The sequence below is a fragment of the Ewingella allii genome (genome assembly GCF_044430645.1).
GTDB classification, from domain to species: Bacteria; Pseudomonadota; Gammaproteobacteria; order Enterobacterales; family Enterobacteriaceae; genus Ewingella; species Ewingella allii.
In genome coordinates, this window is record NZ_JAWUDN010000009.1 from 57862 (window position 1) to 82598 (window position 24737).

Sequence of the window (24737 nt, forward strand, 5' to 3'; positions counted from 1 at the left end):
GCGGGTGCGTTTTTTTATGTCAGTATTGGCGCTGAATTCAGTGCAACTTTTCAGAGGCAGTCTCATGAAACGACTTATTGTCGGCATTTCCGGCGCGAGTGGCGCAATTTTTGGTGTTCGACTTCTTCAGGTGCTGCAAAGCGTGCCGGAGATCGAAACCCATCTGGTGATGAGCAATGCCGCCCGCCAGACTTTAACGCTGGAAACCGATTTGACGCTGCGCGACGTGCAGCAACTGGCCGACGTCGTCCATGATTCCCGTGATATTGCCGCCAGCATCTCTTCTGGCTCATTTCGCACCGGAGGGATGGTTATCCTGCCGTGCTCGATTAAAACCCTATCTGGCATCGTCAATGGCTACACCGACGGCCTGCTGACCCGCGCCGCCGACGTGGTGCTCAAAGAGAGCCGCCGTCTGGTGCTCTGCGTGCGAGAAACCCCGCTGCACCTTGGGCATTTACGCTTGATGACGCAAGCCGCCGAGCTTGGCGCGGTGATCATGCCGCCGGTGCCGGCGTTTTATCATCGCCCAACCAGCGTCGATGACATCATCAATCAGACCGTGAATCGGGTCATTGATCAATTTGACATAGAGCTGCCGGAAGATCTTTTTGTTCGATGGCAGGGCAGTCGCTAGTCGTTCTTCACCATTTACGCCCACCTTTTGCACAAATTGATAACATTGCACCAAAATCAAACATTGCCTGTTTCATTTTGGTGCATTTTTATTGCAATCTGTTCCTGTGCTTTATTCATCTTGCTGATTTGCAGAACTATCTTGATGCATTTTTAATCGCATCGGGCGAGCAATGACCGGTTAACCCAGCCGAGACACAATAGGCATGAAAACTGCATAGTAAAATCAGGGGGATTCATATTCCCCGCCTGATAAATAAGCTGCAAACATAATAAAAAGACGTTCAATCACAACAGAAACGACCAACCACAACAGACGATTAATGACTGAGGCTAATGTATGAAAAAGTTGTTCAAAGTTCTTCCTCTGGTTTTGGTTTTAGCCAGCGCAAGTAGCGCTTTCGCAGCTGCTCCGACAGCAATCAAGATCGGCACAGACCCGACTTATGCCCCGTTTGAATCCAAAGACTCCAGCGGCAAACTGGTTGGCTTCGACATCGATTTAGCCAATGAGATGTGCAAACGCGCAGAAATCAAATGTACTTTTGTCGAAAGTGACTTTGATGCGCTGATCCCATCGCTGAAAGCCAAGAAAATCGACGCCATCATTTCTTCACTTTCGATTACCGAAAAACGCCAACTGGAGATCGACTTCACCGAGAAACTCTACGCGGCTAACGCCCGTCTGATCGCGCCAAAAGGCACCAAGCTGGTTCCTACTCTGGACGCGCTGAAAGGCAAAAACGTTGGCGTGCTGCAAGGCTCAACGCAGGAAGCCTATGCTAACGCCGAGTGGCAGCCAAAAGGTGTGAACGTGGTGGCTTACCAGAACCAAGACCTGATCTATGCAGACTTGGCTTCAGGCCGCCTTGACGCCGCATTCCAAGACGAAGTGGCAGGCAGCGAAGGCTTCCTGAAACAGGCTCCGGGTAAAGATTACGTGTTCGCTGGCCCATCAGTGAAAGATGACAAATTCTTTGGCGTGGGTACCGGTATGGGCCTGCGTAAAGACGATGGCGACCTGAAAGCCGCGTTGAACAAAGCCTTTGACTCAATGCGTAAAGACGGAACTTACGACAAACTGGCGAAGAAATACTTCGACTTCAACGTCTACGGCGACTAACTCTTAGCCTGATGATGCTCGCGGCCTGCCGTCAGGGTAGGCCGCACTCAGCCATAAAATTGTATTTTTGGTCTGTATAAAAGTTGTCTGTATCACAGTTGTCTGCGTAACAGTGTCAGCATAACGATAACCTGCGACAGATGTCGGTCAAAGACAGGAAAAAAGCATGCTATATGGGTATTCCCAAGTCATCATTCAGGGCACTTTAGTTACGCTTGAGCTGGCGATCTCCTCAGTTCTGCTGGCGGTGGTTATCGGCCTTATCGGTGCCGGTGGCAAGCTCTCAAAAAGTCGTCTGATTTCCGGGATCTTCGGCTGCTATACCACGCTCATCCGCGGTGTGCCGGACTTGGTTCTGATGTTATTAATTTTCTACGGGTTACAAATCGTCCTCAACAGCCTGACGGAATCACTGGGCATGGCGCAGATTGATATCGATCCGCTCAGCGCCGGTATCATCACGCTCGGCTTTATCTATGGCGCTTACTTCACCGAAACCTTCCGTGGGGCCTTTATGGCCGTGCCGCGCGGGCAAATTGAAGCAGCCACCGCCTTTGGCTTCAGCGGCGGGCAGATTTTTCGCCGGATCCTGTTCCCCGCCATGATGCGCTTTGCTTTACCGGGCATTGGCAACAACTGGCAGGTTATCCTCAAGGCTACCGCGCTGGTCTCCCTGCTTGGCCTGAATGACGTGGTGAAAGCCACGGTGCTGGCGGGCAAGGGCACCTATCAACCTTTCTATTTCGCCATCGTTGCCGGGGTGATTTATCTGGTGTTTACCACGGTTTCTAACGGTGTGCTGCTCTGGCTGGAACGCCGCTATTCGCTGGGTGTGAAGAGGGCGGACCTATGATTGAGATCCTGCAACAATATGGCATGTCGCTGCTCTACAGCGATGGCTACCGTTTTACCGGGCTGGCGGTGACGCTGTGGCTGCTGATTAGCTCAGTGGTAATGGGCGGGCTGCTGGCGGTGCCGATGGCCGTCGGGCGCGTGTCGTCGAATAAATTTATTCGTCTGCCTATCTGGCTCTACACCTATGTGTTTCGCGGCACGCCGCTCTATGTGCAGCTGCTGGTGTTTTACTCCGGCATGTACAGTCTGGAGATCGTGCGCGGCACGGACTTCCTCAACGCCTTCTTCCGTAGCGGCTTGAACTGTACGATTTTGGCGCTGACCCTCAACACCTGCGCCTACACCACCGAGATTTTCGCCGGTGCGATCCGCGCAGTGCCGCACGGCGAGATTGAGGCTGCCAATGCTTACGGCTTCTCGCGCTTCAAGCTCTACACCTGCATCATTTTGCCTTCGGCGCTGCGCACGGCTTTGCCTGCCTACAGCAACGAAGTGATTTTGATGCTGCACTCCACGGCGCTGGCGTTTACCGCCACCGTCCCGGATGTCTTGAAGATTGCCCGCGACATTAACTCGGCAACCTATCAGCCGTTTTACGCGTTCGGCATCGCGGCGGTGATTTACCTGTGCATCTCCTTTGTATTGATTGGTCTGTTCCGTTTGGCGGAAAGACGCTGGCTGGCGCACGTTAAGCCTCAAGCTCATTAATAAGTATTATTTTGCGGATATAACACTATGCCAGACAACAAATTAGCGGTTATCGACCTGCACAAACGTTACGGCGAACATGAAGTTTTGAAAGGCGTGTCGCTCTCCGCCAACGCCGGTGATGTGATCAGCATTATTGGATCTTCCGGTTCCGGTAAAAGTACTTTCCTGCGCTGCATTAACTTCCTTGAGAAGCCGAGCGAAGGCTCTATCAGCGTTAATAATCAGGACATCCGTATGGTGCGCGACACCGACGGGCAGCTGAAAGTCTTCGACAAGAAGCAGCTTCAGCTGCTGCGCACCAAGCTGACCATGGTGTTTCAGCACTTCAACCTGTGGAGCCACATGACGGTGCTGGAAAACGTCATGGAGGCGCCGATTCAGGTGCTGGGGCTGAGCAAGGCCGAAGCCCGCGAGCGCGCGGTGAAGTATCTCGACAAAGTGGGTATCGACGCCCGCGCTCAGGGGAAATACCCGGTTAACCTTTCGGGCGGCCAGCAGCAGCGCGTGTCTATCGCCCGTGCGCTGGCGATGGAGCCTGAAGTATTGCTGTTCGATGAGCCGACCTCGGCGCTGGACCCCGAGCTGGTGGGGGAAGTCCTGCGCATCATGCAGAAGCTGGCGGAGGAGGGCAAAACTATGGTGGTGGTGACGCACGAGATGGAGTTTGCTCGTCACGTTTCCAGCCATGTGATCTTCCTGCATCAGGGTGTGATTGAAGAGCAGGGCAATCCGGCAGAAGTGTTCGGCAGCCCGAAATCGGCGCGTTTGCAGCAGTTCTTGTCAGGTGCTTTGAAGTAATAGCTGGAAGTAAGAAAACAGAAGTAAGAAAAAAGAAGCAACAAAAGCGTCCTCCCCGGTTGAAGGGGAGGACCTTACTGCATTAGCCCTTGGCGGCCAGCAGGCAGAGCTGCACGGTCAGTTCATAAGACTTCACGAAGGAGCTGACGGGCAGGAACTCATACTTAGAGTGGAAGTTGTGCGCGCCGGTGAAGTAGTTTGGTGTCAGCAAGCCTTTCGCCGACAGCGCCGCGCCGTCGGTACCGCCGCGCATTGGGATCACCTTCGGCTCCACGCCAATCTGCTGTAAGCCCCCGAAAATCAGGTCAATCGCCCGACGGTCTTCACCAATGGCGCTGCTGATATTGCTGTAGGTATCGCTGATTTCCACCGAGACTTTGGCCGTTGGGTATTTGGCCTGAATCTCTTTCGCCACTTGCTGGATTTTGACTTTGCGCGCCGCAAAGCTGTCACTGTCGAAGTCGCGAATAGAGGCTTTAAGCTCTGCGCCTTGCTGGGTGGCGCTCATGCCGTTGAACCAGACATAGCCTTCGCGGCCTTCGGTGTTTTCCGGGGTTTCGGCGCGGTCAAACTGGCTGATGAAGTCGTGGGCCATTAACAGTGGGTTGACCAGCACGCCCTTGGCAGACATCGGGTGGGCGGTCACGCCGGTGAAGCGGATATCTACCGCCGCCGCGTTGAAGTTCTCATACACCACTTCGCCCAATTCGCAGCAGTCGATGGTGTAGGCGAAGTCTACGTCGAAACGTGCCAGATCCAGCGCCTTCGCGCCGCGCAGGCCAATCTCCTCATCGGGCACGAAGGCCACGACGATATCGCCATACTGCTGGTCGTCGCGCAGGTTTTCCAGCAGGGTCATTACCACAGTGACGGCGGCTTTGTTGTCCGCGCCGAGCACGCTGGTGCCGTCGCTAAAAATAATCTCCTGGCCTTTGTAGGGCAAAATCTCCGGGCGTTCTGACGGGCGCAACCAGATATCTTTCTCTTTATTCAGGCAGAGGTCATCGCCGGTGAAGGTCAGGGTTTGCGGGTGAATGTCCGGGCTGAGCCCGACGTCCACGGTATCAATATGGGTGATGAAGCCGATGCGTGGCCCGCCTTGCTTGGTACCCGGCTTCACGGCGGTGACGGTGGCGTGTTCATCAATTTGAATGTTTTGCAGCCCCAGCGTTTTGAGTTCGTCGGCGAGTAATTTCGCCAGTGTGTGCTGGCCCGGCGTGCTGGGTAGGGTGGTGGCGTGGGCATCACTTTGCGTGCTCACTGACAGGTAGCGAAAGAAACGTTCGGTAAGCTGTTTTTCGATTGTTGTCGACATTATGACCCCTAAGTTTGCTTACATAGAAGATTTTCATATATAACAGAGTATTACTAACTGTTGCCTGAATGTTAATCTGTTTTTAAAAGATGCACCACGAAGAATAAGCGTTATTAAACACAACGACAGGGAAAACTATGAAACACAACATCCTCAAAATAAGCGCCGGTTTACTGGCCCTGGCAGTGACGGGCGGCGTGTCCGCCAAGACCTTAGTCTATTGCTCCGAAGGCTCGCCAGAGCAGTTCAACCCGCAGCTTTACACCTCGGGCACCTCGGTAGACGCCAGCGCGGTGCCTATCTATAACCGTCTGGTCGATTTCAAAGCTGGCACCACCGACTTAGTGCCGAGCCTCGCCGAAAGCTGGGACATCAGCCCGGACGGCAAAACCTACACTTTTCATCTGCGCAAAGGGGTGAAATTCCAGAGCAGCAAGATTTTCACGCCAACCCGTGACTTCAACGCTGACGACGTGATTTTCTCCTTCATGCGCCAAAAAGACGAAAACAACCCCTACCACAAGGTGTCGGGCGGGACTTATCTCAACTTCGATAGCCTGAAGATGGGGGACCTGATTGGCAGCATCGACAAGGTGGATGACTATACGGTTCGCTTCAATCTAACGCGCCCTGAAGCACCGTTTGTTGCTGATTTGGCATGGTATTTCGCCTCAATCCTCTCGGCGGAATATGCCGACCAGATGCTGAAAGCCGGTACGCCAGAAAAAGTGGATATGAATCCTATCGGCACCGGCCCGTTCGAGCTGGTGCAGTACCAGAAAGACACGCGCTTGCTGTACAAAGCTTTCCCGGAATATTGGCAGGGCAAGTCGAAAATTGACCGTCTTGTGTACACCATCACGCCTGATGCCTCGATGCGCCTCGCCAAGCTGGAGAAGAATGAGTGTCAGGTGATGCCATTCCCGAATCCGGCTGACTTGGACCGTATGCGCGCCAATAAAGACATTAATCTGATGAGCAAATCCGGGTTGAATACCGGCTTCCTGTCCTTCAATACTCAAAAACCGCCGTTGGACAATGTGAAAGTGCGCCAGGCGCTGAGCATGGCGATCAACAAGCCACAAATCATCGAAGCCGTGTTTCAGGGCACCGGGACAGTAGCTAAAACGCTGCTGCCGACCGGCGTCTGGGGCTATAACGATAAAGTGGTGGATTACGATTTCTCACCAGAAAAAGCCAAAGCGCTATTAGCCGAAGCCGGTTTCCCGAATGGTTTTGATATCGATCTGTGGGCGATGCCGGTTCAGCGTCCGTACAACCCAAATGCCCGCCGCATGGCCGAGATGATTCAGTCCGACTGGGCGAAAATTGGCGTGAAGGCGCATATTGTGAGCTATGAGTGGGGCGAGTATCAGACCCGCATCCGCAACGGCGAGCACATGGCCGCGCTGATGGGCTGGACCACCGCCAACGGCGACCCGGACAACTTCTTCGGCCCGCTCTACACCTGTAACGCAGCCAAAGGCGGTTCTAACTCGGCCAAGTGGTGCTATCCGCCATTCGACAAGTTAATCACCGAAGCAAAAGAAACCACCGATCACGACAAACGCGTCGCGCTGTACGAAGAGGCGCAGCAAGTGATGCACGATCAGGCTCCGGCAGTGTTTATCGCCCACTCGACGATTTTCGAACCCGTTCGCAAAGAAGTGACCGGGTATGAAGTCGACCCGTTTGGGAAACATATTTTCTACCAGACGGACATCAAGGAGTAGGAAAGAGGGCGGCTTTCGGGGCGCTTTTAACTTCAACTTCAAAATCGTGCGCTGCCACGCAAACTGGCTTTTAAGGTCAAGGTCGTGTGCTGCCGCCACACCGGCCTCAAGGGGCGCCTATCGCCGCGCCCCTTGAGAATCCCCGGCTCTTTACTGCGCGCTCCGCTCGTTGGGTGGACGTGTTTCAGGTACACCTGTTATCCACCGCCCTCCCTATCAATAAAGAATGTCGCCGCTTAGGCGGTTCCTTCGCCACGGGATTACTCGGCCTCTGACCTCGCCCTTCGGGTCGTTGCTTTGCAACGCAGTCTCGCTTCGCTCGACTCGAGCCATAGGTCTCGAACCTCTCGCTCAGCGCCATTTTTGACTGCGGTTTTGAGGCTTCTCAATCGTGCCGTTTCAGTGGGTTTCTTATATTTTTTGCGAGGTGGAATGGAACGGCACGGCGTAAATGCCAGTAGGTCGCGTTCAGAAGTGACGCCGAGCAAGAGGTGGAAAACCGCGTGATTTTACGCGGGTTGTAATCCCGCAGCGAGGGAACCGCCTAAGCGGCGGCACTTCGCGACGAACGCCGTGGCCGCTGAAACACGTCCATTCCGACCCTGCGCAGCCTCGATCTCTCAGCGAGAAAAAACGCAGGGTTCCAAGGGAGGCGCGTTTACGCCTCCCTTGGTCGGTGTGGGCCGATGCCCACGACCTTGAATTTGAATTTAAAGATTTTAAAAGGCTCGCTTGGGAAGCCCATCCCAATCACCCCTTCAGAACGTTCTCCAGCGCCTCCTTCAACTCCTGATGCCCAAAAGTAAAACCTGCATCCTCGAGCCTTCTCGGTACGGCTCGCTGGCCGCCTAGCACCAGAACGGCAGACTCACCCATCAACAGGCGCACAACGCCCGCAGGCACGCGCATAAAGGCCGGGCGGTGGAGCACTTCACCCAGCAAGGCGCTGAACTGTTCGTTGCGGGCGGGGTAAGGGGAAACCATGTTGAAAGGGCCACTCAGGGTTTCGTGCATTAGCAGAAAAATGATGCCATTGACCATGTCGTCGATGTGGATCCACGGCATATATTGCTGGCCGTCGCCGAACGGGCCGCCGAGACCGGCGCGGAAGGGCAGCACCATTTTCGCCAGCGCGCCCCCTTTACGGGCTAAGACTACGCCGGTGCGCAGCAGGCAGACTCGGGTGCGGTCGCTCTCTGCGGCTAAAGCCAGGGCTTCCCAACGGGCGCAGAGCTGCCAGGTGAACTGCTTATTTGGCGGCTCATCTTCGGGTACTAACGCCTGACCTTGGTCGCCGTAATAGCCCACTGCGGAGCCTGAGATGAAGACTGACGGCGGCTTCTGGCTGGCGTTAATCAGGGTGGCGAGTCGCTCGGTGACCTGCCAGCGGCTATCGCATAACTTCTGCTTCTGATCTTTGGTCCAGCGCTTATCGGCAATTGGCTCACCGGCGAGATTGATCACCGCGTCGAAACCGTCTAAAGAGGTTTTATCTTCCAGCGACTCCCACAGCAGCACCTGCGGGCCGAGCACTTTGGCGGCGCGAGAGGGGGAGCGAGTCAGCGCCGTGATATGGTGCGACTGGCCGAGCAGGCGTTCGGTGAGTCGGCGCCCGATAAGGCCGGTGGCACCGGTTATCAAGATTTTCATGGCTGGCTCCTTAACTTATTGAATGCCCATTAGAAGGCTTCTTTTTAGCATAGGTTACTCCTCGCACTAAACCCGCGATATGGAGCACATCCTGAGTGAATATTTATTATCCCCGATGCGTCGATAGCCCGCGCGGGTATCGGCAAAACTCACCGCATTGGGGATAAGAACGGCTGAGCGTGAGCTACTTGTTGTCGGCCACGGCGTAGGCTTTTTGCGTCGCAGGGCGATTCTTAATCCGTTCAAACCAGTTGCGCACGGCAGGATAGTCCGCCAGATCAATACGTTGCCGCTCGTGGGATACCGCCCATGGGTAAGTTGCGATGTCGGCAATGCTGTAGTTTTCGCCAGCAATATAGGCGTTTTTCTCCAGCTGGGTATTGAGCACGTTGTACAGGCGTTTGGTTTCTTGCTGATAACGCTCGATGGCGTAGGGGACGGGCTGCGGGGCGAAGTGGGTGAAATGGTGGTTTTGCCCCAACATCGGGCCGAATCCGCCGACTTGCCAGTAGAGCCACTGGAGGGTCAAGGTGCGTTCGCGTAGCTCTTGGCTGAGCAGTTTGCCGGTTTTGTCGGCGAGATATTGCAAGATGGCACCGGACTCAAACACGCTAATCGGCGCGCCGTTATCGACCGGCTGGTCATCAACAATGGCCGGAATTTTATTATTGGGCGAGATGGCGAGAAATTCGGGTTTGAACTGGTCGCCGGAACTGATGTTAATGCGTTGAATTCGGTAGGGTATTTCGGCTTCTTCCAGAAAGAGCGTGATTTTGTGTCCATTGGGTGTTGGCGCGTAATATAAATCAATCATAATGCCTCCTGCGTTATTAGATTTTGTGGCCGACATGCGGCAGAGCGGGATTCTGATAATCAAAGAATAGCGTTGAATTCTTACTGACTCGGGTGCAACATCCGCAAACTATCAACTTTAGGTTAACATATCAGTTAAGCTTGGTTGGCACTGTGAGACTAGTCTGATGGTTTCCGGCCCGGACTGTCTTAGCTTTAAGCGTGGAACAATGCCACTCTGGCTATTGAAGCGCCCCCGCAGAGACAGATAGAATCAGCGGATACTCAATTTTACCCTTAGAAGGTTTCATAGGATGGCGGAACAAGAGCAGAACACCGGCACCGGCGAATGGGTTGATATCGTCAACGAAGAGAACGAAGTTATAGCCCAGGCTAGCCGTCAACAGATGCGAGCTCAGTGCCTGCGCCATCGTGCCAGCTACATCGTGGTTCACGACGGCATGGGTAAAATCCTGGTGCAAAGACGCACCGAGACCAAAGATTTCTTCCCTGGTTGGTTAGATGCCACCGCCGGCGGCGTGGTGCAGAGTGGGGAGATTGTGCTGGATTCCGCCCGTCGCGAAGCAGAAGAGGAGCTGGGTATTGCCGGCGTGCCTTTTGCTGAGCACGGCATGTTCTACTTCGAAGAGCCAAACAAGTGCCGCGTGTGGGGCGCGTTGTTTAGCTGTGTTTCCCACGGTCCTTTTGCCTTGCAGGAAGAAGAGATCGACGAAGTCAGTTGGATGACGCCAGAAGAGATCACTGCCCGTTGTGACGAATTCACCCCAGACTCGCTGAAAGCGCTGTCGCTGTGGATGACCCGCAATAATGAGAAAGAACACGGTAAGCCGTTGGTTCGCGAAGAGAAAATCTTACCGGGCGATCCGCTGCCGGTTGAAACCTCTTCCTTCTCACTGGGTGATGTTCAGGAAAGCAAAAACGCTGACGGAGCTTAATGGCTTCTGAGTAAAATGCACCAAGGGGCGGCTTGGGCCGCCCTCTGCATTTCTGCAGATAAATCATGTTTTAACAGCTATCGCGACGGCAGAGTGATGAGGCAATCGCGACCTCTTCCCACTCTTCATCGTTAATGCGCGCCAGCAGGGCCTGCGCCGCGCGGATGCCAATCTCTTTGTGTGGAATGGCAATGGTGGTCAAGGGCGGCTGGCATACCTTGCTCACGTCACTGTTACCAAAACCCACCACGGCTAAATCATCCGGTACTTTCACTCTCCGGCGCTGGCATTCGTACAGCACGCCGCAGGCCAGCTCGTCGGAAACGCACACCAGCGCGTCGATTTCAGGCCACGCCAGCAAGAACTCCGGCAGCTGGTGCGCGCCAGTGGTGAAGCTGGCCGGTTCCGCGGAATTGATCACCCGATGCACCGACATGTGTGCCTTAAGCATGGCTTTATGCCAGCCTTGCAGATGCTGCTGGAAAATCCACTGCTCCTGATTGGCGCACAGCATGCCAATGTTTTTATAGCCGCGGTCGATCACCGTTTTGGTCAGTTGATACATGGCTTCGACATTGTCGATGCCAATATTCATATCAATGGGCGACTCGGTCAGCGCGCCAATCTCCAGCACCGGGATCGAGGTATTATCCAGCCAATTGCGCACATTCGGCGAGTGCTCGACGCTAAGCAAAATGGCGGCGGCTAAGTTGTAAGACAGGAGGGTTTCGAGCAGCTTCTCTTCGCGATCGAGACGATGCTGCGACTCCGCCAGCATGATTTGATAGCCGGCGGGTTGCAGGATTTTTTGCAACCCGGCGAACATCTCGGCACAACCCGGCTCTGACAGGCTTGGGACAATCATCGCAATAGTGTAGGAAGAGGCGGAAGCGAGCGAGCTGGCGGCCTGATTGGGTAAATAGCCGAGCTGGCTGACGGCTTCTTCAATTTTTTCACGCAGTTTATCCGAAACCTGCTCCGGCGTTCTTAGCGCCCGGGACACGGTCATACTCCCGACCCCCGCGAGTTGCGCGACATCGGCCAGCGTCACTCTTCCGGTACTGCGTCGTTTTTTGTTAATCGACATTCACTATCCTGACTCTCAACTGCGCATCTCGCGCAGGGCATCGCAATCTAAAATGGGCCGCAAACCGGAGGGTTCCCGCAAGAACGGCAGGGGTAACAGCGGCAGATGTGATGAATTATCGGCAAATCGTGGACAAAGTATATCCTTATTTCTCATCTCCAATGTTGTCTGATACCCGAGGGTGATTATTTTTGATAGCGCTATCACAGAATCAAATGATAGAAGTTTGGTAGCGCTACCTTTGTGAGTTGCATCACAGATGTTAACGCTATCGCTGAGTAGAGTCTGGATCGTTAATGGGATCGGGGGAGGTTGTTAATGCTTTTAACTATGGCGACCTTTAGGCCCACTGACACACCAAGTAAGAATTCCAAAAATAAGAGTCAGGAGTTGCAATGCTTAATGATTGGCTGACACCAGATACGATTCACATTAGACACGACATCACTGACTGGCGCGACGCCGTGAAAGCCAGTGCTGAACCTCTACTGGCGAATGGCACCATCACCGCTGATTACGTTGAGGCGATTTTTGCACAGCATGAGAAGTTGGGTCCGTACTACGTTTTGGCACCGGGTATTGCCATGCCGCACGCCCGTCCTGAAGAGGGTGCCAAGGGGCTAGGATTATCTTTACTGACACTGCCTCACGGCGTGAAATTCAATTCAGAAGATAATGATCCGGTTTATAGCGTAGTGATGTTAGCGGCACCGGATAAACACAGCCATATCGAATTAATTTCTGAGCTGGCTGAGTTATTTTCCAGCGAAGATGAAATGCAAAAAATATTTGCAGCGAAAGACATTAAAACTATTCAGGACATTATCTCTAAATTCTAATTCCTGAACCAATGGAATAACGTCAGTTCATCATGGATGCGTAATACGGTATACATCAGGCTAATACTGGTGAATTACCCTACAAACTTTAAAACACAGGTAAATAACATGAAAATTATGGCGATTTGTGGTTCAGGTTTAGGCAGCAGCTTTATGGTGGAGATGAACATCAAGAAAGTGCTGAAAAAGTTGAATATTCAGGCCGTGGTTGAGCATTCAGATCTCTCTTCTGCCATTCCGGGCGAAGCGGATCTCTTCGTGATGGCGAAAGACATCGCCGCCAGCGCCAGCATTCCAGAGAATCAGTTAGTGGTCATTACTAACATTGTGGATATTAATGAGCTGGAAACCAAGTTAGTCGCCCACTTCGAAAAATATCCTGTGTGATAAGACGATTATTCTAAAAATAAAGAGGTGTATATGTTTATCCAGGAAACGCTCAAGTTTGTGGTTGATATATTAAAAGTGCCTTCTATTTTGGTCGGTCTTATTGCGTTGATCGGTCTGGTCGCACAAAAGAAAAACTTTTCCGATGTGGTGAAAGGCACGGTAAAAACAATATTAGGCTTTCTGGTATTGGCGGGCGGTGCCACGGTATTAGTCGGGGCACTCAATCCTTTAGGCGGCATGTTTGAACATGCTTTCAGTATTCAGGGGATCATTCCAAATAACGAAGCGATTGTGTCTATCGCTTTGGAGAAATTCGGTGCGCCTACTGCCTTGATCATGGCGTTCGGCATGGTGGCCAACCTGATCGTTGCGCGTTTCACTCGCCTGAAATACGTGTTCCTGACTGGTCACCACACCTTCTACATGGCCTGTATGATCAGCGTTATCCTCACCGTTGCTGGTTTTGAAGGCGTGGGTCTGGTGTTCACCGGTTCCCTGACGCTGGGTCTTATCATGGCGTTCTTCCCGGCACTGGCGCAGCGCTATATGCGTCGCATCACCGGCAATGACGACGTGGCATTCGGCCATTTCGGCACTATCGGTTATGTGCTGTCCGGCTGGATTGGTAGCAAGGTCGGTAAAGGTTCGCGCTCAACCGAAGAGATGAACCTGCCGAAGAACCTCAGCTTCCTGCGCGATAGCTCGATTTCTATCTCGCTGACCATGATCATCATCTACCTGATCCTCGCGGTGTTCGCGGGCCAAGTATTCGTTGAGCAGACTTACAGCGCGGGCCAGAACTACTTGGTGTACTCCATCATCATGGCTATCACCTTTGCGGCGGGCGTGTTCATCATCCTGCAAGGCGTGCGTCTGATTCTGGCGGAAATAGTTCCGGCATTCGTCGGCTTCTCTGAGAAGCTGGTGCCGAATGCTCGCCCGGCGCTGGACTGCCCGGTCGTCTATCCTTACGCGCCAAATGCCGTGCTGATTGGTTTCCTGTTCAGCTTCCTCGGCGGTTTGGTGGGCCTGTTCCTGCTGGGTCAATTCAATCTGGTATTGATTCTGCCGGGCGTGGTTCCGCACTTCTTCACCGGCGCAACGGCGGGCGTGTTCGGTAACGCCACCGGCGGTCGCCGCGGCGCGATGGTCGGCGCATTTGCCAACGGCGTGCTGATCACCTTCCTGCCAGTTCTGCTACTGCCGGTACTGGGTGCGCTGGGCTTCGCCAACGCCACTTTCTCCGATGCTGACTTCGGCGTCATTGGTATCCTGCTCGGCAACCTGGCTCGCTTTATGTCGAAAGAAGCCATTATGGCGCTGATCGTGGCTATCTTCGCCGCGCTGGTGGCCTACAACTATCTGGCGAAAAAGCCAGCCGCAGAAAAAGCAGTAAGCGAAAAGTAATTCTTCCTAAGTACCACTAACCATCCGGGAAAGCACAAGGTAAGGCCTGTTAGTCATTAACAGGCCGAGCCAAGTGCTCACTAAAATAAGGACCAATAAACATGAAAGATGTCCAAGAGGTTCGTGAGTTTGCTCGTCAAATCCGTATTGAGACCCTAAAAATGCTCACCGGATTAGGCTTTGGTCACTACGGCGGCAGCATGTCGGTGGTCGAAACGCTGGCGGTGCTGTATAGCGACGTGATGCGTATCGACCCGACCAAGCCAGACTGGCAAGAGCGTGATTATTTTGTTCTGTCGAAAGGCCACGCTGGCCCGGCGCTTTATGCCACGCTGGCGCTGAAAGGCTACTTCCCGCAGGACGATTTGAAAACGCTAAATCAGAATGGCACCAAGCTGCCGAGCCATCCTGATCGCCTGCGCACCGTTGGCGTGGATGCAACGACCGGATCTCTGGGACAGGGCGTGTCCATTGCCACCGGCATGGCGCTGTCGCACAAACTGGCGAAACGCGATAATCGCGTGTTCTGCGTGGTGGGCGACGGTGAGTTGAATGAGGGCCAGTGCTGGGAGGCTTTCCAGTTTATTGCTCACCACAACCTCAACAACCTGACGGTGTTTATCGACTACAACAAGCAGCAGCTCGACGGTTTGCTGGATGAAGTGATTAAGCCGTTTGATTTAGCCGGTAAGTTCAGCGCCTTTGGCTTTGACGTGTTGACCATCAAAGGCGATGACATTGTGGCCCTGCAAAACGCGCTGACGCCGGTACGTCAGGGCGAGCAGCGCCCGCTGGCCATCGTGCTCGACAGCGTGAAAGGACAGGGCGTGAAGTATCTGGAATCACTGGCTAACTCGCACCACCTGCGATTAACCCCGGATGTGAAACTGGAAATCGAAAACGCAATTGCTGAACTGGAGGCCGCCCATGTTTGAAGTTACGCTGGAAATGAAACCCGACAACATCGAAATGCGCAAAGTCTACGGCAACGTGGTGCGGGAAAAAATCGTTGAGAACACGCCAATTATCGCTCTCGAAGCTGACCTGATGAGCGCCATGGCGATGGACGGCGTGCATCGTGACCATCCGCAGCACGTGATTAACTGCGGCATCATGGAAGCCAACGTGATTGGCGTCGCCGCTGGCCTGTCTCTGACCGGGCGCGTGCCTTTCGTGCACACTTTCACCGCCTTCGCCAGCCGTCGCTGCTTCGACCAGCTGTTTATGTCTTTGGATTACCAGAAGAATAACGTCAAGGTGATCGCCTCTGACGCCGGTGTCACCGCCTGCCACAATGGCGGCACGCACATGTCTTTCGAGGACATGGGCATTGTGCGGGGCTTAGCGAACTCGATTGTGTTGGAAGTCACCGACGCCGTGATGTTCCGCGATATCTTACAGCAGCTGGTGGATCTGAAAGGCTTCTACTGGGTGCGCACCATCCGCAAACAGGCGACTCAGGTGTATAAAGAGGGTTCCACCTTCACCATCGGTAAAGCCAACCTGCTGCGCGACGGCGATGATATCACTCTGATTGCCAACGGTATTATGGTAGCTGAGGCCTTAAAAGCGGCGGAGATGCTGGCTCGTGACGGCATCAGCGCGGCGGTTATCGACATGTTCACCCTGAAACCTATCGACAAAGAGATCATTCAGCAGTACGCCGCCAAAACCGGCAAAATCGTCACCTGTGAGAACCACAGCATCCATAACGGGCTAGGTTCAGCCGTGGCGGAAGTGCTGGTCGAACATGCGCCGGTGCCGATGCGCCGCGTGGGCGTGAAGGAGCGCTACGGCCAAGTAGGCACGCAGGATTTCTTGCAGCAGGAGTACGGCCTGACCGCCGAGCACATTCTGGAGGCGGCGAAACAGCTGCTGTAACGGAATGAAGCCCAAAAAAACGCCGACGTAATGTCGGCGTTTTGCATTCTGAGCAGGCAGGAAATTAAGCTTTAGCTGCTGCTTCAGCTTGTGCAGATTGAATCGCAGTCAGTGCCACGGTGTAGACGATATCGTCAACCAGCGCGCCGCGAGACAGGTCGTTGACTGGCTTACGCATGCCTTGCAGCATTGGCCCGATTGAGACCAAATCAGCCGAACGCTGAACTGCTTTATAGGTGGTGTTACCGGTGTTCAGGTCTGGGAAGATGAACACGGTCGCTTTACCCGCTACCGGCGAGTTTGGCGCTTTGGACTTCGCCACGTCAGCCATGATTGCGGCGTCATATTGCAGTGGACCGTCGATGATCAGGTCCGGGCGTTTTTCCTGCGCCAGACGAGTCGCTTCACGCACTTTCTCAACGTCGCTACCTGCACCCGAGTTACCGGTGGAGTAGGAGATCATTGCCACGCGTGGTTCGATACCGAAGGCCGCGGCGGAATCCGCAGATTGGATAGCGATTTCAGACAGCTGTTCAGCCGTTGGGTCCGGGTTGATGGCGCAGTCGCCGTAAACCAGCACTTGGTCAGGCAGCAGCATGAAGAACACGGAAGAAACCAGCGAGCTGCCCGGCGCCGTTTTGATCAGCTGCAATGGTGGGCGGATGGTGTTCGCCGTGGTGTGAACCGCGCCGGATACCAGACCGTCAACTTCGCCTTTTTCTAGCATCAGGGTGCCGAGAACCACGTTGTCTTCCAACTGCTCACGGGCAACCACTTCGGTCATGCCTTTGCTTTTACGCAGCTCAACCAGGCGGGCCACGTACTCTTCACGCACCACAACCGGGTCAACAATCTGGATGCCTTTGCCCAGTTCGATACCCTGAGCAGCGGCAACGCGTTGGATCTCTTCTGGATTACCCAGCAGCACGCATTCTGCGATACCACGTTCAGCACACAGCGACGCGGCTTTCACGGTACGCGGCTCGTCGCCTTCTGGCAGCACGATGCGTTTTTTCGCATTACGCGCCAGTTCGGTCAGCTGATAGCGGAACGCCGGAGGAGACAGGCGGCGTGAACGCTCGGAGTGGGCGCTCAGGGAGTTGATCCAGTCGCTGTTGATGTGGGAAGCCACGTACTGTTGCAGCTTCTCAACGCGCTGGTGGTCATCAGCAGGCACTTCAAGGTTGAAGCTTTGCAGGCTGAGGGAAGTCTGCCACGTGTTGGTATCCACCATAAAGACCGGCAGGCCAGTTTTGAATGCGCGCTCGCACAGGGTGTTGATGCGATCGTCGATGTCATAGCCGCCAGTCAGCAAGATAGCGCCGATTTCCACGCCGTTCATCGCCGCCAGACAGGCTGAAACCAGTACGTCTGGACGATCAGCAGAGGTCACCAGCAGTGAACCCGGGCGGAAGTGCTCCAGCATGTGCGGAATGCTGCGCGCGCAGAAGGTTACGGATTTCACGCGGCGAGTCTGGATGTCACCTTCATTGATAACGCGGGCATTCAGGTGTTTTGCCATGTCGATGGCGCGAGTGGCGATCAGCTCGAAACTCCAAGGAATGCAGCCCAGCACCGGCAGCGGGCTGTTAGCGAACAGCTGGCTTGGGTCAACGTTAGCAACGCTTGCCTTGGTGGAGTCGTCGAAGATTTCAGACAGGTCAGGGCGCGTACGGCCTTGATCATCAACCGGGGCGTTCAGTTTGTTAATGATAACGCCGGTGATGTTTTTGTTTTTGCTGCCGCCGAAGCTGCTACGTGCCAGCTCAATGCGCTCTTTCAGCTGTGCCGGAGAGTCATTGCCCAGCGCGATGACGAAGACGATTTCGGCATTCAGGGTTTTGGCAATTTCGTAGTTCAGGGCGTTGGCGAACTGATGCTTGCGGGTTGGCACCAGACCTTCAACCAGCACGACTTCTGCATCTTTGGTGTTTTCGTGGTAACGGGCGATGATCTCTTCCATCAGTACGTCCTGTTGGTTAGAGCTCAACAGGTTTTCCACGTGGCTCATTTTCAGCGGCTCAGCAGCAGGTACGCTGGAGTTGGCGCGGATAATGGTGGTGGTTTGGTCTGGCGAATCGCCGCCGGTGCGCGGCTGGGCGATAGGTTTGAAGATGCTTAGGCTAACGCCTTTTTGCTCCATGGCACGGATCACGCCAAGGCTGACGCTGGTCAGACCGACGCTGGTGCCTGTAGGGATCAACATAATTGTACGGGACACGGCTAAACCTCTCTGGAATGCCAGACGGACGTAGAACTTGAGTAAGGAAGGTGCGATGACTGCTTAACGCGGCTGCTTCCAGACTGGCTACGCTCGCCTAATTAAAGAAAACTGCCAGCAGGCGCTGGCAGTGGGATGCATCTTATGCGGTCAGGCGAGCCGCATCTTGAGCGATAACCAGCTCTTCGTTGGTCGGGATGACCAGCGCGGTACGCGTGCCTTCTTTGTTGATAGCGCCAGACTTGCCAAAGCGCGCTGCGAGGTTACGTTCGTGGTCGATTTCAAAGCCCAGCAGGCCCAGTTTGTCGAGTGTGAATTCACGAACCATCGCGGCGTTTTCACCGATACCGCCGGTGAAGACCACGGCGTCCAGACGACCTTCCATCAGGGCTGCATAAGAACCGATGTACTTAGCCAGACGGTGGCAGAAGACGTCCATGGCGCGTTTAGCGTCAGCTTTGGTCGCGTAGTTATCTTCTACATAGCGGCAGTCGCTGGTGACTTCAGTCAGGCCCAGCAGGCCAGATTCTTTGGTCAGCATTTTGTTGATCTGGTCAACACTCATGCCCAGTGCGTCGTGCAGGTGGAAGATGATAGCCGGGTCGATGTCACCACTGCGGGTACCCATTACCAGACCTTCCAGCGGGGTCAGACCCATGGAAGTGTCCACGCATTTACCGTTACGGATTGCGCTAACAGAACCGCCGTTGCCCAAGTGGCAGGTGATCAGGTTTACTTCTTCCACTGGCTTATTCAGCATTTTCGCAGCTTCTTGCGTCACGTAGAAGTGGCTGGTGCCGTGTGCGCCGTAGCGACGAACGTGGTGATCTTTGTACAGGCTGTACGGCAGAGCGTAGAGGTAAGACTCTTCCGGCATGGTCTGGTGGAACGCCGTGTCGAACACTGCCACGTTTTTATCAGCCAGTTTCGGGAAGGATTTCAACGCTTCGGCGATACCAATCAGGTGTGCTGGGTTATGCAGCGGTGCAAACGGGATAGATTCTTTGATACCCTGAATGACTGCATCATCGATAAGCATTGATTTGGTCAGTTTTTCGCCGCCGTGAACGATACGGTGACCGATAGCCACCAGCTCAGCAGAGAGTTCAGGTTTTTTGGACAGGATATTGTCAACAATGAACTTCAGAGCTTCACTGTGCGCAGCGCCAGCGCCAAGTGCGGCTTCTTCTTTACCACCGTCCATTTTCCATTTGATGCGGGCTTCTGGCAGATGGAAACATTCGGCTAAACCTGAGATGTACTCTTCACCATTCGCAGCATCAATGATGGCAAACTTAAGGGAAGAGCTACCACAGTTAAGAACCAGAACTAGCTTACTCGACATGGAAGTACCTATTTATTGTTGGTGCTGTTTAAGATAAAAACAAAACACGTGGTTAATAAATCGTCAATCAGACATCAAGCGTAGCGCATAATGGCGGTGACAATTATGATTAACATCATGCCAACGAAGAAAAGCGGCATGACAGTGATAAAGCTGGGGAATCTTCAGCCAACGGCCGAAACCGGGCGGTGATTAATCACCTCTTATGCTGACAATACATCTCTCAATGAGTGCGTCAGACCCCTCAGAATGCTACTTATTAGGGCTTTAATCGGTAAAAACGCTAACAAATAAGACAATAATTAATTACAAAAGGCACCAAGCGGAGGCAAGATGAAGCAACGCCCCGAATTTGCGGGGACAGGATACCCACTGGTGCCTGCAAAAACAAAATATATTTAATCGTGCTAAAATCCCGTTTGTTATTTACAACTATTTTTTAATTATTATATGTGAAGTTGAGGTGCACCCATGACCAGTAAGCCATCAGGTTCAGTCAGTTGGTTTCAGGTATTCCAGCGCGGGCAACATTATATGAAGACCTGGCCAGCCGATAAGCGTCTGGCGCCGGTATTCCCCGAGAACCGAATTTCGACGGCGACGCGTTTTGCTGTGCGCTTTATGCCGCCTTTGGCCGTCTTCACCTTAACTTGGCAAATCGCTCTCGGCGGCCAGCTCGGCCCGGCGGTGGCCACCTCTATCTTTGCCTGTAGCTTGCCGATGCAAGGTCTGTGGTGGTTAGGACGCCGCTCTTTAACGCCGCTGCCACCAACGCTGCTGAGCTGGTTCCACGATGTGCGTAATAAGCTGGCCGAAGCAGGGCAGGCGCTGGCGCCGGTAGAAGGTACCCCGACCTATCAGTCTCTGGCCGACGTGTTAAAACGCGCCTTCAAGCAGTTGGACAAAACCTTCCTCGATGATATTTAACGGATGCCGGGCATCCGTTTTACTTTGCCCATTTTTTGTCTTACCGCGCTGTCATCCATAGTAGCCATCAATAGTGAATCCACTTCATTTCCACTCAGTTTATGTGTCTAAATCAAAGAATGGTCAGCTTGAGATTTCACGCTAGTTTGCCCTGTGTCATGCTTTGTTCATTATGCATACTTGAGGAAATTCACGATGGAAATGACCAACGCCCAACGCCTGATTTTATCCAATCAATATAAAATGATGACCATGCTGGACTCGGAAAATGCCGATCGCTATCGCCGGTTACAAACGGTAATTGAGCGCGGCTTTGGTCTGCAAATGCGCGAGCTGGATCGCGACTTTGGCGAACTGTCGGAAGAAACTTGCCGTACTGTCATCAACATCATGGAAATGCACCACGCGATGCAGGTTTCATGGACCAATCTTAAAGACACTCAAGGTCTGGATCGCCGCCGTCTGGATTTCCTTGGCTTCGACGCTGCAACAGAATCCCGCTATTTGAGCTATGTTCGCTTTATGGTGAACACCGAAGGCCGCTATACTGACTTCGATTCAGGAACCCATGGGTTCAACTCACAGACCAAAATGTGGGAAAAATACCAGCGTATGCTCGCCGTCTGGCAGGCATGTCCACGCCAATATCATCTAAGCGCGGTCGAGATCGCGCAGATTATTAATGCCTAAATTGCAACCCGAATGAAGAAGCCGTAGCCAATAAAGCTGCGGCTTCACGCATAAAGGGGATAAGGAGTTGATTGTGGAGTGTAAAGGTTTCTTGTTCGACCTGGATGGAACGTTAGTCGATTCATTGCCTGCGGTAGAACGCGCCTGGATTAATTGGGCATTGAGTCGCGGCATCAGCCCGCAAGAGGTGCTGGCGTTTATTCATGGCAAGCAGGCGATCACTTCTTTGCGTCATTTTATGCCGGGCGAAAGTGAAGAGAACATCCAGCGCGAATTCCAAAAGCTCGAGCAGATTGAAGCCACCGACACTGAAGGCGTCACCGCGCTGCCGGGGGCGCATTTACTGCTTAGCGAATTAAATCGCCACAATATTCCTTGGGCGATTGTCACGTCAGGCACCGTGGCCGTGGCCCATGCCCGCCACGCGGCGGCCAATTTGCCGAAGCCAGAAGTGTTTGTCACCGCGGAACAAGTTAAACACGGAAAGCCGCAGCCTGATGCTTACCTGTTGGGTGCCGAGCTTCTTGGTTTAGCGCCAGAAGATTGCGTAGTGGTGGAAGACGCCGCCGCCGGTGTGATGGCGGGCTTGGCGGCAGGCTGTAAAGTGATTGCGGTTAACGCGCCTTCAGACACTCCGGGGATCGAAGAGGTCGATATGGATCTGAGCACCCTTGAAGTTATCGTGGTGGAAGCTGACGGCCAGAAAGTGATGGTTGGCCTGCGTTAATAGCATATTGCTGATAAAAACGACGATTTCGTTGATATGAACCCCGCTTCGGCGGGGTTTTTTTATGGCATGCTTTCAGGCATGGTGTCTCAGCTTGCGGCCTTTTACTTTTCATCACAAACGGAGCCTTGTTTTGACCAGTGAACTGATATGGGTGTTGTTGCTTTTAATTGTCGCAATGGTGCTGTTCGCCAGCAATAAATTGCGCATGGACGTCGTGGCTTTACTGGTGATTGTCGCCTTCGTGATGAGTGGCACCCTGACGCTGCACGAGGCCATGGCCGGGTTTAGCGATCCGAACGTTATTTTGATTGCCGCACTCTTTGTCATTGGTCACGGGCTGGTGCGAACCGGCGTGGCTTATCAAGTTGGCGAATGGCTGATGAAGGTCGCGGGCAACAGCGAAACGCGCATGCTGGTGCTGTTGATGATCACCGTCGCCGGGCTGGGGGCCTTTATGAGCTCGACCGGCGTGGTGGCGATTTTCATCCCGGTGGTGTTAAGCGTCGCCGCTAAAATGAAAACGTCTCCCGCCCGCCTGATGATGCCGCTGAGCTTCGCCGGGCTTATCAGCGGCATGATGACGCTGGTCGCGACGCCGCCTAACATGGTGGTTAACAGCGAGTTACTGCGCGAAGGCTTTGACGGTTTTGGCTTTTTTGGCGTGACGCCGATTGGCCTGGTGGTGTTGATTATGGGCGTTGGCTACATGCTTATCGCCCGCCGCTGGCTTTCTGGCGAAAACAGCGGCGCTAAAAAAGAGGACTGGCAGCGCCGTACTTTCCGTGACCTGATCCGCGATTATCGCTTAACCGGCAGGGCAAGGCGCATGGCGATCCGCCCGGATTCTCCGCTGGTGGGTAAAACGCTGGATGATGTGCACCTGCGTTCGCGCTACAGCGCCAACGTGGTGGGGATTGAGCGCTGGCGCAAATTCCGCCGCATCATGGTCAGCGCCACCGGCAGCACCGAGCTGCGGGCCAGAGACGTGCTGCTCATTGATATGGCGGACAGCGAAATTTCGGTCAGGCAATTTCTGACCGATGAAAAACTCGAGCCGATGGTGCTGCGCGGCGACTACTTCTCCGAGCAGTCGCGCGACGTAGGTATGGCGGAAGTGTCACTAATTCCCGATTCCGAGCTGCTGGGCAAAAGCTTGCAGCAGGTGAGTTTCCGCTCGCGTTACGGGCTTAACGTGGTTGGCATTCGCCGCAACGGCGAAGCCCTTGAAGGCAAGCTTATCGACGAAGAACTTCAGCTGGGCGATACCTTGCTGGTTATCGGCGACTGGAAGCTTATCCGCCAGCTTCAGCAGCAAACTCATCATTTTATTGTCTTGAATCTGCCCGCCGAGGTGGATGACGTCGCGCCCGCCGTCAGTCAGGCCCCGCACGCGTTGTTCTGCTTGGCGCTGATGGTGGCGCTGATGCTGACGGATGAAGTGCCGAACGTGATTGCCGCCATTGTTGCCTGCCTGCTGATGGGCAAATTCCGCTGTATCACCATGGAAGGGGCTTATAAATCCATTCACTGGCCGAGCCTGCTGCTTATCGTGGGGATGATGCCCTTTGCGCTGGCATTGCAGAAAACCGGCGGGGTGGCGCTGATTGTCAAAGGGCTGATGGACGTCAGTGGCGGCTATGGCCCGCACATCATGCTGCTCAGCCTGTTTGTGCTCTGCGCGACCATCGGCCTGTTTATTTCCAATACCGCCACGGCGGTGCTGATGGCGCCTATTGCCATTGCCACGGCCCAGCAAATGGGGTTGTCGCCTTATCCCTTCACCATGATCATTGCGATTGCGGCCTCGGCGGCCTTTATGACGCCGGTTTCTTCACCGGTGAATACGCTGGTGATGGTGCCGGGCAATTACAGTTTCAGCGACTTTATTCGCATTGGCGTGCCTTTTACGCTGATGGTGATGGCCATCAGCGTGTTTCTTGTACCGCTGCTGTTTCCGTTTTAAGCACTCAAAGCGGGGAGTCGAGGCTGATTTCATCCAGTGACAGGCTAAAGCTCGGAATGAAGACCTCCATAAAGTAGTCCATTTCCGGGCTTTGGCGCAGCGCCAGCGTCTTCTCCAGACGGGCCTTCGCCAGCTTGAATTCGTTATTACCCGCCGACAGCTCTTCCAGACATTTCAAATAGGCGCATAGGGCATCCGCCTGTTTCACCGTCAGTTTTTCCTCTTCACTGTAATAGTGCTCGTCAATCAATGAACGGAAATCATCCTGCAGCTCCAGCGGCAGCATCTCGATCAGCTTCTGCTGGGCAATTTTCTCTATCTTTTTGTATTCGTGGGCGATCTGCGGGTTGTAATACTTGATGGGCGTCGGCATGTCGCCGGTCAGCACCTCGCTGGCGTCGTGGTACATCGCCAGCAGAGCGACGCGCTCGGCATTGAGGTTGCCATTAAACTTGCGGTTTTTGATCAGGGCCAGGGCGTGGGCGACGAAAGCCACCTGCAGGCTGTGCTCAGAGACGTTCTCAGTACGCACATTGCGCATCAGCGGCCAGCGGCCAATCAATTTCAAACGAGACAGGTGGGCAAAGAAGTGGCTTTGGCTCATAACACTCTCAAATATCTACGGCGAATGAACACTATTGTGAGCATGGAACGAGGCTGTGTCACCCTGATAACAACAAAAATCATT

General features: G+C 53.9%; 23 protein-coding genes and 1 other RNA gene. 16 read left to right on the forward strand and 8 right to left on the reverse strand.

What is annotated here, in order from left to right; all coding sequences use genetic code 11:
* Window positions 1-64 precede the first annotated feature (64 nt).
* From SBO83_RS17660 to hisP, 5 genes are all read left to right on the forward strand, one after another.
* Window positions 65-637, forward strand: a complete 573-nt coding sequence (locus SBO83_RS17660; RefSeq protein ID WP_353502786.1) for a UbiX family flavin prenyltransferase — start codon at window positions 65-67, stop codon at window positions 635-637.
* Between the two features lie 339 nt (window positions 638-976).
* Window positions 977-1759 (forward strand): lysine/arginine/ornithine ABC transporter substrate-binding protein ArgT, encoded by a 783-nt coding sequence (argT, locus tag SBO83_RS17665; RefSeq protein ID WP_034791813.1) that lies wholly within the window; start codon window positions 977-979, stop codon window positions 1757-1759.
* A gap of 166 nt (window positions 1760-1925) precedes the next feature.
* A complete protein-coding gene (locus SBO83_RS17670) occupies window positions 1926-2612 on the forward strand; it encodes a histidine ABC transporter permease HisQ (RefSeq protein WP_034791811.1) in 687 nt (228 codons plus the stop codon).
* The gene (locus tag SBO83_RS17675; RefSeq protein ID WP_034791809.1) at window positions 2609-3322 is read left to right on the forward strand and encodes an ABC transporter permease; all 714 of its coding nucleotides are present in this window, start codon (window positions 2609-2611) and stop codon (window positions 3320-3322) included. The genes SBO83_RS17670 and SBO83_RS17675 overlap by 4 nt, the downstream gene beginning before the upstream one ends.
* 27 nt (window positions 3323-3349) lie before the next feature.
* Complete coding sequence (gene hisP, locus SBO83_RS17680) at window positions 3350-4123, forward strand: histidine ABC transporter ATP-binding protein HisP (protein WP_353502784.1); 774 nt, start codon at window positions 3350-3352, stop codon at window positions 4121-4123.
* An 82-nt stretch (window positions 4124-4205) separates the two neighbouring features.
* Here hisP and pepT read toward each other — a convergent pair whose 3' ends face one another.
* Window positions 4206-5438 (reverse strand): peptidase T, encoded by a 1233-nt coding sequence (pepT, locus tag SBO83_RS17685; protein ID WP_396132404.1) that lies wholly within the window; start codon window positions 5436-5438, stop codon window positions 4206-4208.
* A gap of 137 nt (window positions 5439-5575) precedes the next feature.
* Here pepT and SBO83_RS17690 point away from each other — a divergent pair, with 137 nt between their 5' ends.
* Window positions 5576-7171 carry an ABC transporter substrate-binding protein gene (locus tag SBO83_RS17690; protein WP_353502783.1) on the forward strand — a complete coding sequence of 532 codons (1596 nt, stop codon included), beginning with the start codon at window positions 5576-5578 and terminating at the stop codon, window positions 7169-7171.
* Between the two features lie 242 nt (window positions 7172-7413).
* On the opposite strand, the gene SBO83_RS17695 is transcribed toward SBO83_RS17690, so the two are convergent.
* The 3 genes from SBO83_RS17695 to yfcG form a co-directional block, all read right to left on the reverse strand.
* Window positions 7414-7543, reverse strand: a non-coding RNA gene (locus tag SBO83_RS17695) — RtT sRNA.
* A 378-nt stretch (window positions 7544-7921) separates the two neighbouring features.
* On the reverse strand, window positions 7922-8821 hold the full coding sequence (locus tag SBO83_RS17700; protein WP_353502782.1) for a TIGR01777 family oxidoreductase: 900 nt from the start codon (window positions 8819-8821) through the stop codon (window positions 7922-7924).
* A 184-nt stretch (window positions 8822-9005) separates the two neighbouring features.
* Window positions 9006-9635 (reverse strand): GSH-dependent disulfide bond oxidoreductase, encoded by a 630-nt coding sequence (gene yfcG / locus SBO83_RS17705; RefSeq protein ID WP_396132405.1) that lies wholly within the window; start codon window positions 9633-9635, stop codon window positions 9006-9008.
* Between the two features lie 292 nt (window positions 9636-9927).
* On the opposite strand from yfcG, the gene yfcD reads away from it, so the two are divergent.
* Window positions 9928-10569: an NUDIX hydrolase YfcD gene (gene yfcD / locus SBO83_RS17710; RefSeq protein ID WP_396132406.1), complete on the forward strand. Its 642-nt coding sequence runs from the start codon at window positions 9928-9930 to the stop codon at window positions 10567-10569.
* Between the two features lie 70 nt (window positions 10570-10639).
* Here yfcD and SBO83_RS17715 read toward each other — a convergent pair whose 3' ends face one another.
* A complete protein-coding gene (locus SBO83_RS17715; protein WP_353502779.1) occupies window positions 10640-11656 on the reverse strand; it encodes a LacI family DNA-binding transcriptional regulator in 1017 nt (338 codons plus the stop codon).
* Window positions 11657-12051: 395 nt separating this feature from the next.
* Here SBO83_RS17715 and SBO83_RS17720 point away from each other — a divergent pair, with 395 nt between their 5' ends.
* The 5 genes from SBO83_RS17720 to SBO83_RS17740 all read left to right on the forward strand — a co-directional run bounded on the left by SBO83_RS17720 (window position 12052) and on the right by SBO83_RS17740 (window position 16173).
* Window positions 12052-12495, forward strand: coding sequence for a PTS sugar transporter subunit IIA (locus tag SBO83_RS17720; protein ID WP_353502778.1), 444 nt, complete (start codon window positions 12052-12054; stop codon window positions 12493-12495).
* A gap of 108 nt (window positions 12496-12603) precedes the next feature.
* Complete coding sequence (locus SBO83_RS17725) at window positions 12604-12882, forward strand: PTS sugar transporter subunit IIB (RefSeq protein WP_034791787.1); 279 nt, start codon at window positions 12604-12606, stop codon at window positions 12880-12882.
* Between the two features lie 33 nt (window positions 12883-12915).
* The gene (locus SBO83_RS17730) at window positions 12916-14292 is read left to right on the forward strand and encodes a PTS ascorbate transporter subunit IIC (protein ID WP_034791785.1); all 1377 of its coding nucleotides are present in this window, start codon (window positions 12916-12918) and stop codon (window positions 14290-14292) included.
* A gap of 101 nt (window positions 14293-14393) precedes the next feature.
* Window positions 14394-15227 carry a 1-deoxy-D-xylulose-5-phosphate synthase N-terminal domain-containing protein gene (locus tag SBO83_RS17735; RefSeq protein WP_396132407.1) on the forward strand — a complete coding sequence of 278 codons (834 nt, stop codon included), beginning with the start codon at window positions 14394-14396 and terminating at the stop codon, window positions 15225-15227.
* Complete coding sequence (locus SBO83_RS17740; RefSeq protein ID WP_396132408.1) at window positions 15220-16173, forward strand: transketolase C-terminal domain-containing protein; 954 nt, start codon at window positions 15220-15222, stop codon at window positions 16171-16173. The genes SBO83_RS17735 and SBO83_RS17740 overlap by 8 nt, the downstream gene beginning before the upstream one ends.
* 64 nt (window positions 16174-16237) lie before the next feature.
* Here the strand turns inward: SBO83_RS17740 and pta are convergent, their stop codons facing one another.
* Both pta and ackA read right to left on the reverse strand, forming a co-directional pair.
* On the reverse strand, window positions 16238-18379 hold the full coding sequence (gene pta, locus SBO83_RS17745) for a phosphate acetyltransferase (protein WP_353504000.1): 2142 nt from the start codon (window positions 18377-18379) through the stop codon (window positions 16238-16240).
* Between the two features lie 157 nt (window positions 18380-18536).
* Entirely contained in the window at window positions 18537-19739 is a 1203-nt protein-coding gene (ackA, locus tag SBO83_RS17750) for an acetate kinase (protein ID WP_396132409.1), read from the reverse strand.
* 471 nt (window positions 19740-20210) lie between these two features.
* On the opposite strand from ackA, the gene yfbV reads away from it, so the two are divergent.
* The 4 genes from yfbV (at window position 20211) to SBO83_RS17770 (ending at window position 24049) form a co-directional block, all read left to right on the forward strand.
* Window positions 20211-20666, forward strand: coding sequence for a terminus macrodomain insulation protein YfbV (gene yfbV, locus SBO83_RS17755; RefSeq protein WP_353502774.1), 456 nt, complete (start codon window positions 20211-20213; stop codon window positions 20664-20666).
* Window positions 20667-20861: 195 nt separating this feature from the next.
* Entirely contained in the window at window positions 20862-21356 is a 495-nt protein-coding gene (locus SBO83_RS17760; RefSeq protein WP_396132410.1) for a YfbU family protein, read from the forward strand.
* A gap of 73 nt (window positions 21357-21429) precedes the next feature.
* Window positions 21430-22083 (forward strand): sugar phosphatase, encoded by a 654-nt coding sequence (locus SBO83_RS17765; RefSeq protein WP_396132411.1) that lies wholly within the window; start codon window positions 21430-21432, stop codon window positions 22081-22083.
* Window positions 22084-22216: 133 nt separating this feature from the next.
* Window positions 22217-24049: an SLC13 family permease gene (locus tag SBO83_RS17770; RefSeq protein WP_353502771.1), complete on the forward strand. Its 1833-nt coding sequence runs from the start codon at window positions 22217-22219 to the stop codon at window positions 24047-24049.
* A gap of 4 nt (window positions 24050-24053) precedes the next feature.
* Here the strand turns inward: SBO83_RS17770 and yfbR are convergent, their stop codons facing one another.
* Window positions 24054-24653, reverse strand: coding sequence for a 5'-deoxynucleotidase (yfbR, locus tag SBO83_RS17775; RefSeq protein WP_353502770.1), 600 nt, complete (start codon window positions 24651-24653; stop codon window positions 24054-24056).
* Window positions 24654-24737 lie beyond the last annotated feature (84 nt).

What these genes read in the sequence shown, in the direction of transcription:
- SBO83_RS17660 (WP_353502786.1), top strand. Translation starts at nt 65, where the DNA reads ATGAAACGACTTATTGTCGGCATTTCCGGCGCGAGTGGCGCAATTTTT.
- argT (WP_034791813.1), top strand. Translation starts at nt 977, where the DNA reads ATGAAAAAGTTGTTCAAAGTTCTTCCTCTGGTTTTGGTTTTAGCCAGC.
- SBO83_RS17670 (WP_034791811.1), top strand. Translation starts at nt 1,926, where the DNA reads ATGCTATATGGGTATTCCCAAGTCATCATTCAGGGCACTTTAGTTACG.
- SBO83_RS17675 (WP_034791809.1), top strand. Translation starts at nt 2,609, where the DNA reads ATGATTGAGATCCTGCAACAATATGGCATGTCGCTGCTCTACAGCGAT.
- hisP (WP_353502784.1), top strand. Translation starts at nt 3,350, where the DNA reads ATGCCAGACAACAAATTAGCGGTTATCGACCTGCACAAACGTTACGGC.
- pepT (WP_396132404.1), bottom strand. Translation starts at nt 5,438, where the DNA reads ATGTCGACAACAATCGAAAAACAGCTTACCGAACGTTTCTTTCGCTAC.
- SBO83_RS17690 (WP_353502783.1), top strand. Translation starts at nt 5,576, where the DNA reads ATGAAACACAACATCCTCAAAATAAGCGCCGGTTTACTGGCCCTGGCA.
- SBO83_RS17700 (WP_353502782.1), bottom strand. Translation starts at nt 8,821, where the DNA reads ATGAAAATCTTGATAACCGGTGCCACCGGCCTTATCGGGCGCCGACTC.
- yfcG (WP_396132405.1), bottom strand. Translation starts at nt 9,635, where the DNA reads ATGATTGATTTATATTACGCGCCAACACCCAATGGACACAAAATCACG.
- yfcD (WP_396132406.1), top strand. Translation starts at nt 9,928, where the DNA reads ATGGCGGAACAAGAGCAGAACACCGGCACCGGCGAATGGGTTGATATC.
- SBO83_RS17715 (WP_353502779.1), bottom strand. Translation starts at nt 11,656, where the DNA reads ATGTCGATTAACAAAAAACGACGCAGTACCGGAAGAGTGACGCTGGCC.
- SBO83_RS17720 (WP_353502778.1), top strand. Translation starts at nt 12,052, where the DNA reads ATGCTTAATGATTGGCTGACACCAGATACGATTCACATTAGACACGAC.
- SBO83_RS17725 (WP_034791787.1), top strand. Translation starts at nt 12,604, where the DNA reads ATGAAAATTATGGCGATTTGTGGTTCAGGTTTAGGCAGCAGCTTTATG.
- SBO83_RS17730 (WP_034791785.1), top strand. Translation starts at nt 12,916, where the DNA reads ATGTTTATCCAGGAAACGCTCAAGTTTGTGGTTGATATATTAAAAGTG.
- SBO83_RS17735 (WP_396132407.1), top strand. Translation starts at nt 14,394, where the DNA reads ATGAAAGATGTCCAAGAGGTTCGTGAGTTTGCTCGTCAAATCCGTATT.
- SBO83_RS17740 (WP_396132408.1), top strand. Translation starts at nt 15,220, where the DNA reads ATGTTTGAAGTTACGCTGGAAATGAAACCCGACAACATCGAAATGCGC.
- pta (WP_353504000.1), bottom strand. Translation starts at nt 18,379, where the DNA reads ATGTTGATCCCTACAGGCACCAGCGTCGGTCTGACCAGCGTCAGCCTT.
- ackA (WP_396132409.1), bottom strand. Translation starts at nt 19,739, where the DNA reads ATGTCGAGTAAGCTAGTTCTGGTTCTTAACTGTGGTAGCTCTTCCCTT.
- yfbV (WP_353502774.1), top strand. Translation starts at nt 20,211, where the DNA reads ATGACCAGTAAGCCATCAGGTTCAGTCAGTTGGTTTCAGGTATTCCAG.
- SBO83_RS17760 (WP_396132410.1), top strand. Translation starts at nt 20,862, where the DNA reads ATGGAAATGACCAACGCCCAACGCCTGATTTTATCCAATCAATATAAA.
- yfbR (WP_353502770.1), bottom strand. Translation starts at nt 24,653, where the DNA reads ATGAGCCAAAGCCACTTCTTTGCCCACCTGTCTCGTTTGAAATTGATT.